Raw genomic sequence first — 13,474 nt, forward strand, 5'->3', positions numbered from 1 at the left:
GGCCCTTTCGCGAGCAAGCCCGCTCCCACATTTAACCGGGTTCTTCCAGAAAGAAACGCGGTTGAATGTGGGAGCGGACTTGCTCGCGAAGAGGCCAGTCCGGGCACCACAGTTTTCTCGCAGCCAACAAAAAGCCCACCAAAAGGTGGGCTTCTCGTTTTCACAGCGCTATCAGAAATACTTCATCTTCGGCGCTTCTTCTTTCAACGGCTCGTTCTTCGCCGTCTGTTCGTTCCAGCCACCACCCAGGGCCTTGTACAGGTTGACCTGGCTGACCAGTTGCGCCAGACGGTCGGTGATCAACACCTGTTGCGCACTGAACAGCTGACGCTGGGCATCGAGGAAGGTCAGGTTGCTGTCGACACCGATGCGGTAACGACGCTCGGCCAGGCCGTAGTACGCCTGGTTGGCACTGACGAAATCTTTCTGTGCCTGCAACTGCTGGACGTAGGTCTGGCGGGCGGCCAGGCCGTCGGCGACTTCCTGGAAGGCCGTTTGAATGGACTTCTCGTAATTCGCCACGCTGATGTCTTTCTGGATTTTCGAGTAATCCAGGCTGGCGCTCAGGGCGCCGGCGTTGAAGATCGGCAGGTTGATCTGCGGCTGGAACAGCCAGGTGCCCGAACCACCCTTGAACAGGCCGGACAGGTCCGGGCTCAGGGTGCCGGCATTGGCCGTGAGGCTGATGCTCGGGAAGAACGCAGCCCGTGCCGCGCCGATGTTGGCGTTGGCGGCCTTCAGGTTGTACTCGGCTTGAAGGATGTCCGGACGACGCTGCAGCAGGTCCGACGGCAAGCCGGGCGGAACGTCGCTCAGCAGGTCGTCGTCAAGCGGTTTGGCCGCTTGCAGGTTGGCCGGGACTCCAGTGCCGAGCAGCAGCACCAGGCTGTTCTCGTCCTGGGCGACCTGACGAGTGTACTTGGCCAGTTGCGCACGGGCGTTTTCCACCGAGGTGCGCGACTGCGCCAGGTCCAGGGCCGAAGCGACGCCGACTTCGTTGCTGCGGGCGGTGAGCTTGTAGCTCTCCTCGAAGGTGGCCAGGGTGTCCTGGGTCAGCTTGTACAGTTCCTTGTCGGCCTGCCAGGTCAGGTAGGCGTTGGCCACGCTGGCCACCAGGCTGATCTGCGTGCTGCGACGGCCTTCTTCAGTGGCGAAGTACTTTTGCAACGCTTCTTCGTTCAGGCTGCGAACCCGACCGAACAGGTCGAGTTCATAGGCGCTGACCCCGACCGTGGCCGAGTAGGAACTGGTGATGCCGGCTTTGCCGGTCTGCGAAGCGTCAGCCGGAACGCGCTGACGGCTGCCGGTGCCGTTGGCCGAGACGGCCGGGAACAGATCGGCGCGGGAGATGCGGTACTGAGCCGCAAACGCGTCGATGTTCAGGGCCGCGACACGCAGGTCCCGGTTGTTTTCCAAGGCAACCTGGATCAGCTGTTGCAGCGCCGGGTCATGGAAAAACTGCTTCCAGCCCTGCTCGGCAGCGGCTTGCGCCGGTGCCTGGGCCGGCGAGTACGCCGGGCCCTGCGGGTACTGCCCCGCCACCGGCGCTTCGGGCTGCTGATAATCAGGTATCAGCGAGCAACCACCGAGCACGAAGGCGGCGACTGTCAGGGAGAGTAGCGACTTGCTCATTAGCCAGCCTCTTTAGAAGTTTCAATAGCGTCATCCTGGTCGGCGATTTTACGCTGGCCAATGGACGACACGGTGACGAAGAACAGCGGGACCCAGAAGATCGCCAGCACAGTGGCCGTGATCATACCGCCGATCACGCCCGTACCGATTGCATGCTGGCTACCGGAACCTGCGCCCGTGGATATCGCCAGTGGTACCACACCCAGCACGAAGGCGAGCGAGGTCATGATGATCGGTCGCAGACGCATGCGGCAGGCTTCGATTGCGGCATCGCGCAGGCTACGCCCTTGTTCGTGCAGTTCCTTGGCAAATTCGACAATCAGAATGGCGTTTTTCGCCGCCAGACCGATAGTCGTCAACAGACCTACCTGGAAGTACACGTCGTTGGACAGACCGCGCAGGCTGGTGGCCATCAGTGCACCGATGATCCCCAGCGGTACCACCAACATCACCGCGATCGGAATCGACCAGCTTTCATACAACGCCGCCAGGCACAGGAACACCATCAGCAGCGACAGGGCGTACAGCGCCGGCGCTTGCGAACCGGACAGACGTTCTTCGTACGACAGGCCGGTCCAGGAAATACCGACGCCCGCCGGCAGTTTCTTGGCAATGGCTTCGACCTCGAGCATGGCTTCACCGGTGGAGTAACCCGGTGCCGGGGCGCCGAGGATTTCCATCGCTTCCACGCCGTTGTAGCGAGCCAGTTTCGGCGAACCGTAAATCCACTCGCCCTTGGCGAACGCCGAGAACGGAACCATGGTGCCGCTGGCGTTGCGCACGTACCACTTTTGCAGGTCTTCAGGGCCCATTCGAGCGCCTGGCTTGCCTTGCACGTAAACCTTCTTCACCCGACCGCGGTCGATGAAGTCGTTGACGTAGCTACTGCCCAGGGCAATCGACAGGGTGTTGTTGATGTCGGCGATGGTAATGCCCAGGGCACTGGCCTTCTCGTCATCGATTTCCAGCTGGTATTGCGGTTCGTCGTTCAGGCCGTTCGGACGCACCTGAGTGAGAATCTTGCTTTGTGCGGCCATACCGAGGAACTGGTTGCGCGCTTGCATCAGTTTTTCGTGGCCGATACCGGCGCGGTCCTGCAGGAACACGTCGAAACCGGTGGCGTTACCCAGTTCCAGTACCGCCGGTGGCGCGAAGGCGAATACCATGGCATCGCGGAAGGTGAAGAAGTGCTGCTGGGCACGGGCCGCCACCTTGAACACGTTGTTCTCGGCGTTACGTTCGTCCCAGGGTCTGAGCATGATGAACGCCATACCCGAACTCTGGCCACGGCCGGCGAAGTTGAAGCCGGTCACGGTAAACACCGAGTTCACCGCATCGCCCTCGCCGCCATCCTTGCCCGGGCGCAGCAGGAATTCACGCATTTCATCGACGACCACCTGGGTACGCTGGGCTGTGGAGCCGGCCGGGGTTTGCACTTGGGCGAACAGTACACCCTGGTCTTCCTCAGGCAGGAACGCCGTTGGAATGCGGGTGAACAGCCAGATCATGCCAACCACGATCAGCAGGTACGCCAGCAGATACGGGATCTTGCGCTGCAGGATATTGCCGACACCGCGTTCGTAGCTGCGAACGCCGCGGTCGAAATTGCGGTTGAACCAGCCAAAGAAGCCGCGCTTGGGTACGCCGTGCTCGCCTTTCGGGATCGGCTTGAGCATGGTGGCGCAAAGTGCCGGGGTGAAGATCAGCGCGACCAGTACCGACAGGGCCATGGCCGAGACGATGGTGATCGAGAACTGTTTGTAGATCACACCGGTGGAACCGCTGAAGAACGCCATTGGCAGCAGAACCGCCGACAGCACCAGGGCGATACCGACCAGTGCGCCCTGGATCTGGCCCATGGACTTCTTGGTGGCTTCTTTCGGGGACAGGCCTTCCTCGCTCATCACCCGTTCGACGTTTTCCACCACGACGATGGCGTCGTCCACCAGCAAGCCGATGGCCAGCACCATGCCGAACATGGTCAGGGTGTTGATGCTGAAACCGGCGGCCGCGAGGATGCCGAATGTACCGAGCAATACCACCGGCACGGTCATCGTGGTGATGATGGTGGCACGGAAGTTCTGCAGGAACAGGAACATCACCAGGAACACCAGGGCGACCGCTTCGACCAGGGTGTGAACCACGCCCTTGATCGATTCGGTTACGACCGGAGTGGTGTCATACGGGAACACCACTTCCATCCCTTGCGGGAAGAACGGCTTGAGGCTGTCGATGGTCGCGCGCAGGGCCTTGGCGGTATCGAGAGCGTTGGCACCGGTGGCCAGTTTCACGGCCAGGCCGGAAGCCGGGGCACCGTTGAACTGGGCGTTGATGCTGTAGTTCTCGCCCCCCAGACCGACTTCGGCAACATCCCTCAAGCGAACCTGGGAACCATCCTTGTTGACCTTGAGCAGGATCTTGTCGAACTCTTCCGCGGTCTGCAGGCGGGTCTTGCCGATGATCGTCGCGTTCAACTGGGTGCCGGGCAGGGCAGGCAGGCCGCCGAGCTGGCCGGACGACACCTGGACGTTCTGCGCGGCGATGGCGGTTTTGACGTCGATCGGGGTCAGGTTGTAGTTGTTCAGCCTGGCCGGGTCGAGCCAGATGCGCATGGCGTACTGGGAACCGAACACCTGGAAGTCGCCGACACCGGCGGTCCGCGAGATCGGGTCCTGCATGTTCGACACGATGTAGTTGGACAGGTCGTCCTTGGTCATGCTGCCGTCACGCGACACCACGCCGATCACCAACAGGAAGTTCTTCACGGCCTTGGTGACGCGGATACCTTGCTGTTGCACTTCCTGCGGCAGCAGCGGGGTCGCCAGGTTCAGCTTGTTCTGGACCTGAACCTGCGCGGTGTCGGAGTTGGTGCCTTGCTCGAAGGTCGCGGTAATGGTCATGGTGCCGTCGGAGTTACTTTCCGACGAGACATAACGCAGGTGATCGATACCGTTGAGCTGTTGCTCGATCACCTGAACCACGGTGTCCTGAACCGTTTGTGCCGAAGCACCCGGGTAGGCCACGGAGATGGCGATCGCTGGAGGCGCAATGCTCGGGTACTGGTTGATCGGCAACCGGAGGATCGATAGTGCCCCGACCAGCATGATCACCAGGGCAATTACCCAGGCGAAAATCGGACGGTCGATAAAAAATTTCGACATGGTTTACTCCCCTTGGCCGCCAGAGGCTTTGTCAGCTACCTGGGCGGGGGCCGGGTTCTTTACGGCTACGTTGGTCGCTTCACTGGCCTTGACTTCGATGCCAGGTTTGACGAATTGCAGACCTTCGGTGATCAGGCGATCGCCGGCCTTCAGGCCGTCTTCGATCAGCCATTGGTTACCGACGGTGCGGTTGGCCTTGAGTTGACGCAGTTCGACCTTGTTGTCCGGGCCGACAACCAGTGCGGTCGGCGTACCTTTGAGGTCGCGGGTCACGCCTTGCTGCGGGGCCAGGATCGCCGCGCTGTTCACACCGGCCAGCAATTTGGCGTGCACGAACATGCCTGGCAGAAGGGTGTGGTCAGGGTTCGGGAAAATGGCGCGCAGGGTGACGGAGCCGGTGGTCTGGTCAACCGAGATTTCGGAGAACTCCAGCTTGCCGTCCAGCTTGTAGTCGCTGCCGTCTTCGAGGGTCAGCTTGACCGAGGCCGCATTGTCGCCGGCTTTCTGCAGGCGACCGCTTTCCAGCTCACGGCGCAGTTGCAGCAGCTCGACCGAGGACTGCGTCACGTCGACGTAGATCGGGTCGATTTGCTGAATCACCGCCATCGCATCGGCCTGGGCGTTGCTGACCAGTGCGCCTTCGGTCACCGAGGAACGGCCGATACGGCCGGTCAGCGGGGCGTTGACCTTGGTGTAGCGCACATTGATCTGCGCGGTTTGCAGCGCGGCTTCCGATTGCAGGCGGTTGGCTACTGCGGTGTCGTATTCCTGACGGCTTACGGCTTGTTCGTCGACCAATTGCTTGTAGCGGTCGGAAATCGACTTGGTCGAACGCAGGTTCGCTTCGGCGCTGGCGAGCGTTGCTTCATAGATCGATGGATCGATCTGATAGAGCTGCTGACCGGCCTTGACGTCGCTGCCCTCCTTGAACATGCGCTTGAGAATGATGCCGTTGACCTGAGGACGGACTTCGGCAATGCGGAATGCGCTGGTGCGGCCTGGCAGATCGGACGTCAGGGTGAAAGCTTGAGGTTGCAGAGTCACGACGCCGACCTGAGGCGGTGGGGCGGCCGGTGCTGCCTCTTCCTTTTTGCATCCGCTGAGCAGCGATGCCAGGGCGACGGCGGCGACCAGAGCGGTAACAGCTGGCTTGAATTGCATGAAAATCCTCGGGTCAGGCGCGCAAGGAGCGCACTAGAAAGGTGGAAGGTTGAAAAGTGTATGCCGAGTGGATAAGTAGCTTGCTAAGGAATATACTTACGTACATGGCTGTTTGTAAATACCCAGGCTGCGTATCAACACCGTTACACCAGCCGTTACACAAACCGTTGAAAGGTTGGAATTGTAGGCCGGGGACGAACCCCCAGAACGTTCGCCCCACTTTTATTCAGCTGATATTCAGACATCGCTGAAGCACCCTGATTGAGGTTGTACTGCCATGGTCCGTCGTACCAAAGAGGAAGCTCAGGAAACCCGCGCGCAAATTCTCGTGGCGGCCGAAAAGGCCTTTTTCGAGCGAGGCGTGGCGCGCACGACCCTGGCGGACATCGCGACCCTGGCCGGCGTCACTCGAGGGGCCATTTACTGGCATTTCAGCAACAAGGCGGATCTGGTGCAGGCCATGCTCGACACCTTGCATGAGCCACTGGAAGAAATGGCCAAGGCCAGCGAAAGCGAAGACGAACTCGATCCCCTGGGTTGCATGCGCAAACTGTTGATTCATTTGTTTCATCAAATTGCGCTGGACCCGAAAACCCGACGCATCAATGAGATTCTTTTTCATAAGTGCGAATTCACCGATGAAATGTGCGACCTGCGCCAACAACGCGTGTCGGCCAGCCTCGAATGCAATGTGCGGATCGGCTTGGCCCTGAGTAATGCCGTGAACCGCGGTCAGTTGCCGGAAAACCTCGACACCGCCCGCGCCGCGATCAGCTTGCATGCTTATATAGACGGCATCCTGTACCAGTGGTTGCTGGCCCCCGACAGTTTTCAATTGCACACCGAAGCCGAGCGTTGGGTTGATACCGGACTGGATATGCTGCGCTTGAGCCCCAGCCTGCGCAAATGAAACAAAATACGTAATTGGCTCCGCGTGTGTCGGCCGGGGACCTTTTCGTCACTCGATGTGCCGTAATGGGGTGCTTTTATATACGTACCCCGGGCGGGATGACAGGCAGCCAGCTCAGTATTTTGTAGGGATTTTGTGTCTTGGGTGTGAAGGGAGGGGGGAGCGAGGCTGACTCAGCCCCATCAGAACAGTATTTCCTGCTGATGAGGCCGGGAGCTGAGTCAGCTTTGATCGAAAAAACTCAAAGTCTCATCAACCTAAAGTGATTTCCACCTCGAAGTTGCAGGGGGCGTCATCATTCGTTCTGGTGATTGTGCTTGAACAGTTTAACCTGGACTTGCCAATCGAAGTCACAGTGCTTTTTCTCGTTGGTCTGAGTGTGGGTGTAAAAAAACCGTAAGAAGAATTCATGATCATGCCGAGATCAAAGCGAATACAGACATCCTGATCGGTGAAGTCTATAAAGTGATTGAACATGATTTTGCCTTTTTTACGGGGAGGTGTGAACTCGTAGGCAAACTCGGATTTGAACGCTATTTTGCTGTCGTCGGGAATTTCAAAGGTGTCGAAATCTGCTTGGCTCAGTGGCAGGCTGGTCTGCGAGATTTTGAATACATGAGACGTGTTATTTATGATTTTCACTATTACACGCGTGTGTTTCGGATCTGTCTCTTGAGTGCGCCACTGCTCGATCTGCTGACTCAGGGCTTTCGCTGCCTCAATTTCCTCGATGAACCCAATAATTTCAACCTTGGCCTTGCCCACCAGGTCTTCAAGCATTGCCTGGTTTTCCTTATCGAGAAAGTGGGGTGAGAGTTGATACAGCAAGCCAATAGAGGTCAGGTTGAAAAAAGAAAGCAGACTTTCATAAGTGCTGTCGGTGTCATTGTCTTGAGTATTAGTCATGTCGATTCCTTTCGAGCTGTCAGGTTGGTTATGGTGTTTGATGGCGAGAGCGCTTGTGGTGTGGGGAAGTTGGTTTTTATTTTTGGTTTTATAAAAGTAGATCGAAGGGTAACTTGCTTGCAATGCTGATGTTGTTTCATTAGTTGAGCGGTAAGAATTAAAAAGCCCCGGCTCTTTCGAGTCGGGGCTTTTGGTTTTCAACGGTTGCCGGTTACAGCGTCGGGTAGTCGATGTATCCGACCGGGCCCTTGGCGTAGAACAGTTCCGGACGCGCTTCGTTCAGCGGCGCGTCAGCCTGCAAGCGTGCCGGCAGGTCAGGGTTGGCAATGAAGGGTACGCCGAAGGCCACTGCATCGGCCTTGCCGCTGGCGAGCAATGCGTTGGCGCTGTCCTTGGTGAAGCGCTCGTTGGCAATGTAGGGGCCACCGAAGGCTTCCTTGAGTTGTGCGCCGAGGCTGTCGGCACCTTCTTTCTCGCGCGAGCAGATGAAGGCAATGCCACGCTTGCCCAGTTCGCTTGCGACGTAGGTGAAGGTTTCGGCCAGGTTGTCGTCGCCCATGTCATGCAAGTCGGCGCGTGGCGACAGGTGCACCCCCACGCGGCCGGCACCCCAGATTTCGATGGCGGCGTCAGTCACTTCCAGCAGCAGGCGCGCACGGTTTTCCAGGGAGCCGCCGTAGTTGTCGGTGCGCTGGTTGGTGCCGCTTTGCAGGAACTGGTCGAGCAGGTAACCGTTGGCGGCATGGATTTCCACACCATCGAAACCGGCGGCCTTGGCGTTCTCGGCTCCGACGCGGTAAGCGTCGACAATGTCGGCGATTTCAGCGATTTCCAGGGCGCGCGGGACAGGGAAGTCGGCCAACGGGCGAACCAGGCTGACGTGGCCCTTTGGCTGGATGGCGCTCGGCGCGACCGGGGCTTCACCGTTCAGGTACAAACCGTGGGAAATGCGGCCCACATGCCACAACTGCAGGAAGATCTTGCCACCCGCGCCATGGATAGCCTTGGTCACGTTGGACCAGCCGCGCACCTGATCGTTGGACCAGATGCCCGGGGTGTCCGGGTAGCCGACGCCCATCGGGGTAACCGACGTGGCTTCACTGAGGATCAGGCCGGCGGAAGCGCGCTGTACGTAGTACTCGGCCATCAGCGCGTTCGGCACGCGACCTTCGTCGGCGCGGCAGCGGGTCAGTGGCGCCATGATGATGCGGTTGGCCAACTCGAGGTCGCCCAGTTTGATCGGATCGAAAATAGTCGTCATTTAATGCAACCCTCGTGAGGTAATGGTCTGTCAGTTGGTAGCAGGGGCCAGATCGGGATTGCCGCTCTGACGGAAGGTAATCAGGGTGACCAGCAGGGCGAGTACCGCCAGGGCCGCTGCGGCGAGGGGGACGCTGGTCAGGCCGAAGCCGTGGGCGATCACGCTGCCGCCGACCCAGGCACCGAGTGCGTTGCCGATGTTGAAAGCGCCGATGTTCAGGGTCGACACCAGGTTCGGTGCGTCTTTGCCGAAGGTCACCACGTTCACCTGCAAGGCCGGTACGGCGGCAAAGCACGCGGTGGCCCAGAGGAACAGGGTGATTTCGGTCGGGATCAGCGCGACGCTGGTCCAGGTCAGCACGGTGGACACCACGGCCATGGTGATGAACACGCCGATCAGCGTGGCGGCCAGGCCTTTGTCGGCCATCTTGCCGCCGATGATGTTGCCGACCGTCAGGCCCAGGCCGATGAGCATCAGGGTCCAGGTCACGCCACGGGGCGAGACGCCGGTGACTTCGCCCAGCAGCGGCGCGACATAGGTGAACAGAGTGAACACCGAGGCGGCGAACAGTGCCGTCATGCTCAGGGACAGCCAGATGCCACCGCCCTTGAGCGCGGCCAGTTCGGCGCGCATGTCGAGTTTTTCTTCATCACGCTTGGCTGGCAGGAAGCGGATCAAGCCGATGAGTGCGATCACACCGATCACGGTCACGGCCCAGAAGGTCGAACGCCAGCCGGCTTCCTGACCGAGGGCAGTGCCCAGCGGTACGCCGAGGACGTTGGCCAGGGTCAGGCCGGTGAACATCAAGGCCACGGCCGAAGCGCGTTTGTTGGCAGGCACCAGGCCGGCAGCCACCACCGAACCGATACCGAAGAAGGCGCCATGACAAAGGGCCGTCACCACACGGGCAAACATCAGCACGTTGTAGTCACTGGCCACTGCACAGAGCAGGTTGCCGATAATGAAAATGCCCATCAACGCCACCAGCGCAGCCTTGCGCGGCAGCCTGGAGGTGGCCAGCGCCATGAACGGCGCGCCGATGGCCACGCCCAGGGCGTAACCGGTCACCAGCCAGCCGGCACCGGGAATCGACACACCGAGGTCAGCCGCCACGTTGGGCAGCAGGCCCATGATGACGAACTCGGTGGTGCCGATGGCGAAGGCGCTCAAGGCCAGGATGAGTAGCGAGAGGGGCATGGGGTAATTCCTTTTTTAAGCTGACTGACGTTAAGGGTCAGAGCTCTTTACTGAATGTTTTGAGGAATTCCTGGATGGTTTCCTCGTTGCGTTTGAAAAAGTGCCACTGGCCGACTTTGCGGCTGCTGATCAGGCCGGCGCGTTGCAGGGTCGCCAGGTGTGCGGACACCGTGGATTGCGACAGGCCGCAACGCTGATCGATCTGCCCGGCGCAAACGCCGTGTTCGTTGCTGTGGGACTGGTCGGGAAATTCGACGGTCGGGTCCTTGAGCCAGTGCAGGATTTCTCGCCGGACTGGGTGTGCCAGGGCTTTTATTATTTCGTCGAGATTGATGGTCATGATGTGGGCTCGTGATGTTTAAAACGCTATATCGCGATGAGGCGAACTTTAAATCGGTATTTCGCGATATACAAATATGATTTGGCTCTGACCAGCTCACATTTCGATATATCGAGTTATAACGATATGTTGAGTGTAACAAGGCAATGGGGCAGTGCTAAGCTGCGCCCATGAACTATCTCGCACATCTTCACCTCGGTGGCCAGCGTCCTGGTCAATTGCTCGGCAGCCTGTATGGCGATTTCGTCAAGGGACGGCTGCAAGGGCAGTTCGCTCCGGAAATCGAGGGGGCTATCCAGTTGCACCGCAGCATCGACGTGTTCACCGATCGGCATCCGCTGGTGGATGTCGCGTTGTCGCGTTTTTCTCTGACCCGTCGTCGCTACGCGGGGATCGTGCTCGACGTGTTTTTCGACCATTGCCTGGCCCGGGACTGGGCGCTGTATGCCGACCGGCCCCTGGCGCTGTTCACCTCGGACGTTTACCGGGTGCTGTCCAGCGAACGGCAATTGCCGGGGCGGCTGGCGCAGATTGCACCGCACATGGTGGCCAATGACTGGTTGGGTTCTTATCGGGAGTTCGAAGTGCTGGAGCAGGTATTGCGCGGGATCTCGCGTCGCCTGACCCGGCCGGAGGAACTGGCAGCGGCGATGCAGGAGTTGCGGCGGTTGTATGAACCGTTGAGCGAGGACTTTCGGTTGTTCTATCCGCAGTTGCAGGATTTCGCCCGGAGCTATCCAACAACATAAAACCCCTGTGGGAGCGGGCTTGCTCGCGAATGCGGTGTATCAGCTGACATTTGAGCTGAATGACACTCCGTATTCGCGAGCAAGCCCGCTCCCACAGGGGATATTCGTTCAGGCTGCGATAGCTGGGCGCATCGGGGCTTGCTGTTTTTCCGGGATCGCCCCGAACAACGCTTTCTGCACCGCCTGCTGCGCTTCGAACGCCAGTGCCGCGCGTTCCCGGCCCTGGCACTCGATTGGCTTGAGCAGATGAATCTCCACGCCGCCACGGTCACTGGCGAACAGACGCATCAGGTGCGAGAGCAGATCATCGTCGCCAATGAACGGTGCCAGCGCGCAAGGCTTACCATCACGCACGTAACGAATTGCCACCGGCTGCATCGCCACTTCGGAGTCGATGGCGGCGGACAGCAGGCGACCATGGAAGGTACGCAGCGAACGGCCATCAGTGGTGGTGCCTTCCGGGAACATCAGCAGTGGATAGGCTTGTTCCAGGTGGCGGGTCATCTGCTTGCGGATCAACTGGCTGTCACCCGAGCCACGGCGGATAAACAGGCTGCCGGCCTTGGCCGCCAACCAGCCGGCCACTGGCCAGGTGCGCACTTCGGCCTTGGACAGGAACGACAGCGGCGTGAGCATGCCCAGCAGCGGGATGTCGGTCCAGGACACGTGGTTGCTGACCCAGAGCATCGGTGCCTTCGGCAGCTCGCCGTGGACGGTCACGTCAAAGGGCAGGGCGTTGCTCAGGCGGGCCATGAAAAACCGCGACCAGCGCTGACGACGCGCCATCGAATGGGCCATGCCCAGGCGCTCGAATATTCCGAACACGCTGGCCATGCCCAGGCCCAGCGTCACCACCATCAGCACTCGCGCGATTCGCGCGTACACCCGTAACCGGCTCATTACACAGCCGCCTTGAAGTGTTTGGCGTAGCGCGGGCAGAGTTCGTCGCGCTTGAGCAGGATGAACACGTCGGCGACCTGGAAGTCTTCGTCCCAGCATGGCTCGCCGCAGATCTTCGCGCCCAGGCGCATGTAGGCCTTGAGCAGCGGTGGCATTTCGGCAATCACGTTCGACGGGATGTCCAGGCTTGGCAGCGGATTTTTCGGCTCGGCGCGCAGGTGTTCGGTGCACAGGTAGCGCTCGCGCAAACGCTGCATGATCGCGTGGGCCTGCACGCCGCCATCCTGCATCGGAATGCTCGCGCAACCCATCAGGTAGCTATAACCGCCCTGGTTCAGGACTTCGGCCAGTTCACCCCAGAGCACGGCGATGGTGCCGCCGTTGCGGTAGGCCGGGTCGACGCAGGTGCGACCGATTTCCAGGATCGGGCCTTGCAGGTGCACCAGGCCGTGGAGGCTGAATTCTTCTTCGCTGTAAAACTTGCCCAGGCTGCTGGCAGCCGTGTGGTCGAGCAATCGGGTAGTCGCCACCAGACGCCCGGTGTTCAAGTCACGCACGCCGATGTGGGCGCAATGAACGTCGTAGTCATCCATGTCCAGACCCAGTTCAGCGCCCTTGAGTTTGGCGTTGAATTCGCCGCTGAACACGTTGAAGCGCAAGGCCTGGGCTTCCTGCAACGCCTCGGCGCCCAGCAGGCGTTCGGCTTGCAGGCGGCGTTCGTTGCCGGTGTCGCTGATGCGGGCGATCTGAGTCATGGCGAATCTCCGTGCGGGCTGCTCACCCGTCTTTGGGCTACAGCGAATCGACTTTCTTTGTCTAGCCGTGTTGTGCAAAGTCAGGCTATGTAGCCCCGGTGTCATCGCCATTAAGCTTTGGTGATGCTTATATGACAGCCCTCAAGGAGCCTCTTATGCCCTGGCAATCCCTGTTGAACCGCCGCGATCGCTTGCCCGCCAACCCGGATCTTGCCGAGGGTTTCGCGACCTTGTTGCAGCAGTTGGGAACGGTCACGCCGTTTGAACTGGCAGTGCTCGGCGGGCGGTTGATGGCGACACCGGGGCTGGCATTTCTGGTGGGGTATCAAGCGGCCTTGCGCATGCTCTGGCCGAGTGCGCCACTGAGCCTCGGCGCGTTGTGTGCCACCGAACGGCGCAGCCTGCGCCCGGCCGACATGCAAACCCGGCTGAGCGGTTTGCGTCTGAGCGGACGCAAGGATTTCGTCACCGCCGGGGATGCCGCCGACTGGCTGCTGGTGGC

General features: G+C 60.0%; 11 protein-coding genes and 1 pseudogene. 3 read left to right on the forward strand and 9 right to left on the reverse strand.

Going from position 1 to position 13,474, the window contains the following annotated elements:
- Positions 1–171: 171 nt before the first annotated feature.
- From emhC to ACCD00_RS27930, 3 genes are read right to left on the reverse strand one after another with little or no spacing between them, the layout of a single operon-like run.
- Complete coding sequence (emhC, locus tag ACCD00_RS27920; RefSeq protein ID WP_413428480.1) at positions 172–1,632, reverse strand: efflux RND transporter outer membrane subunit EmhC; 1,461 nt, start codon at positions 1,630–1,632, stop codon at positions 172–174.
- Positions 1,632–4,793, reverse strand: coding sequence for an efflux RND transporter permease subunit EmhB (gene emhB, locus ACCD00_RS27925; protein ID WP_413428481.1), 3,162 nt, complete (start codon positions 4,791–4,793; stop codon positions 1,632–1,634). The genes emhC and emhB overlap by 1 nt, the downstream gene beginning before the upstream one ends.
- Before the next feature lie 3 nt (positions 4,794–4,796).
- Complete coding sequence (locus ACCD00_RS27930; protein WP_413428482.1) at positions 4,797–5,954, reverse strand: efflux RND transporter periplasmic adaptor subunit; 1,158 nt, start codon at positions 5,952–5,954, stop codon at positions 4,797–4,799.
- A gap of 277 nt (positions 5,955–6,231) precedes the next feature.
- Here ACCD00_RS27930 and emhR point away from each other — a divergent pair, with 277 nt between their 5' ends.
- Positions 6,232–6,864, forward strand: coding sequence for an efflux system transcriptional repressor EmhR (gene emhR, locus ACCD00_RS27935; RefSeq protein WP_413428483.1), 633 nt, complete (start codon positions 6,232–6,234; stop codon positions 6,862–6,864).
- Positions 6,865–7,116: 252 nt separating this feature from the next.
- On the opposite strand, the gene ACCD00_RS27940 is transcribed toward emhR, so the two are convergent.
- From ACCD00_RS27940 to ACCD00_RS27955, 4 genes are all read right to left on the reverse strand, one after another.
- On the reverse strand, positions 7,117–7,770 hold the full coding sequence (locus tag ACCD00_RS27940; RefSeq protein ID WP_413428484.1) for a hypothetical protein: 654 nt from the start codon (positions 7,768–7,770) through the stop codon (positions 7,117–7,119).
- Between the two features lie 211 nt (positions 7,771–7,981).
- Complete coding sequence (locus ACCD00_RS27945) at positions 7,982–9,031, reverse strand: alkene reductase (protein WP_413428485.1); 1,050 nt, start codon at positions 9,029–9,031, stop codon at positions 7,982–7,984.
- A gap of 30 nt (positions 9,032–9,061) precedes the next feature.
- Positions 9,062–10,228, reverse strand: a complete 1,167-nt coding sequence (locus ACCD00_RS27950) for an MFS transporter (protein WP_413428486.1) — start codon at positions 10,226–10,228, stop codon at positions 9,062–9,064.
- Positions 10,229–10,265: 37 nt separating this feature from the next.
- Entirely contained in the window at positions 10,266–10,568 is a 303-nt protein-coding gene (locus ACCD00_RS27955) for an ArsR/SmtB family transcription factor (RefSeq protein WP_007983055.1), read from the reverse strand.
- 170 nt (positions 10,569–10,738) lie between these two features.
- Here ACCD00_RS27955 and ACCD00_RS27960 point away from each other — a divergent pair, with 170 nt between their 5' ends.
- Positions 10,739–11,317, forward strand: coding sequence for an ACP phosphodiesterase (locus ACCD00_RS27960; protein ID WP_413428487.1), 579 nt, complete (start codon positions 10,739–10,741; stop codon positions 11,315–11,317).
- Positions 11,318–11,425: 108 nt separating this feature from the next.
- Here ACCD00_RS27960 and ACCD00_RS27965 read toward each other — a convergent pair whose 3' ends face one another.
- Entirely contained in the window at positions 11,426–12,217 is a 792-nt protein-coding gene (locus ACCD00_RS27965; protein ID WP_413428488.1) for a lysophospholipid acyltransferase family protein, read from the reverse strand.
- Positions 12,217–12,972 (reverse strand): L-ornithine N(alpha)-acyltransferase, encoded by a 756-nt coding sequence (olsB, locus tag ACCD00_RS27970; RefSeq protein ID WP_057716074.1) that lies wholly within the window; start codon positions 12,970–12,972, stop codon positions 12,217–12,219. The genes ACCD00_RS27965 and olsB overlap by 1 nt, the downstream gene beginning before the upstream one ends.
- A 155-nt stretch (positions 12,973–13,127) precedes the next feature.
- Between olsB and ACCD00_RS27975 the strand changes: the two are divergent.
- Positions 13,128–13,474: pseudogene (locus tag ACCD00_RS27975) on the forward strand (acyl-CoA dehydrogenase); the annotation flags it as partial.

Origin of the sequence: Pseudomonas sp. Pseusp3 (genome assembly GCF_047304225.1) — a bacterium.
Classification (GTDB): domain Bacteria; phylum Pseudomonadota; class Gammaproteobacteria; order Pseudomonadales; family Pseudomonadaceae; genus Aquipseudomonas; species Aquipseudomonas fluorescens_CD.

Coding starts and splice junctions, on each gene's coding strand:
- ACCD00_RS27940 (WP_413428484.1), bottom strand. CDS start 7,770: ATGACTAATACTCAAGACAATGACACCGACAGCACTTATGAAAGTCTG.
- ACCD00_RS27945 (WP_413428485.1), bottom strand. CDS start 9,031: ATGACGACTATTTTCGATCCGATCAAACTGGGCGACCTCGAGTTGGCC.
- ACCD00_RS27965 (WP_413428488.1), bottom strand. CDS start 12,217: ATGAGCCGGTTACGGGTGTACGCGCGAATCGCGCGAGTGCTGATGGTG.
- olsB (WP_057716074.1), bottom strand. CDS start 12,972: ATGACTCAGATCGCCCGCATCAGCGACACCGGCAACGAACGCCGCCTG.
- emhB (WP_413428481.1), bottom strand. CDS start 4,793: ATGTCGAAATTTTTTATCGACCGTCCGATTTTCGCCTGGGTAATTGCC.
- ACCD00_RS27950 (WP_413428486.1), bottom strand. CDS start 10,228: ATGCCCCTCTCGCTACTCATCCTGGCCTTGAGCGCCTTCGCCATCGGC.
- ACCD00_RS27955 (WP_007983055.1), bottom strand. CDS start 10,568: ATGACCATCAATCTCGACGAAATAATAAAAGCCCTGGCACACCCAGTC.
- ACCD00_RS27930 (WP_413428482.1), bottom strand. CDS start 5,954: ATGCAATTCAAGCCAGCTGTTACCGCTCTGGTCGCCGCCGTCGCCCTG.
- ACCD00_RS27960 (WP_413428487.1), top strand. CDS start 10,739: ATGAACTATCTCGCACATCTTCACCTCGGTGGCCAGCGTCCTGGTCAA.
- emhC (WP_413428480.1), bottom strand. CDS start 1,632: ATGAGCAAGTCGCTACTCTCCCTGACAGTCGCCGCCTTCGTGCTCGGT.
- emhR (WP_413428483.1), top strand. CDS start 6,232: ATGGTCCGTCGTACCAAAGAGGAAGCTCAGGAAACCCGCGCGCAAATT.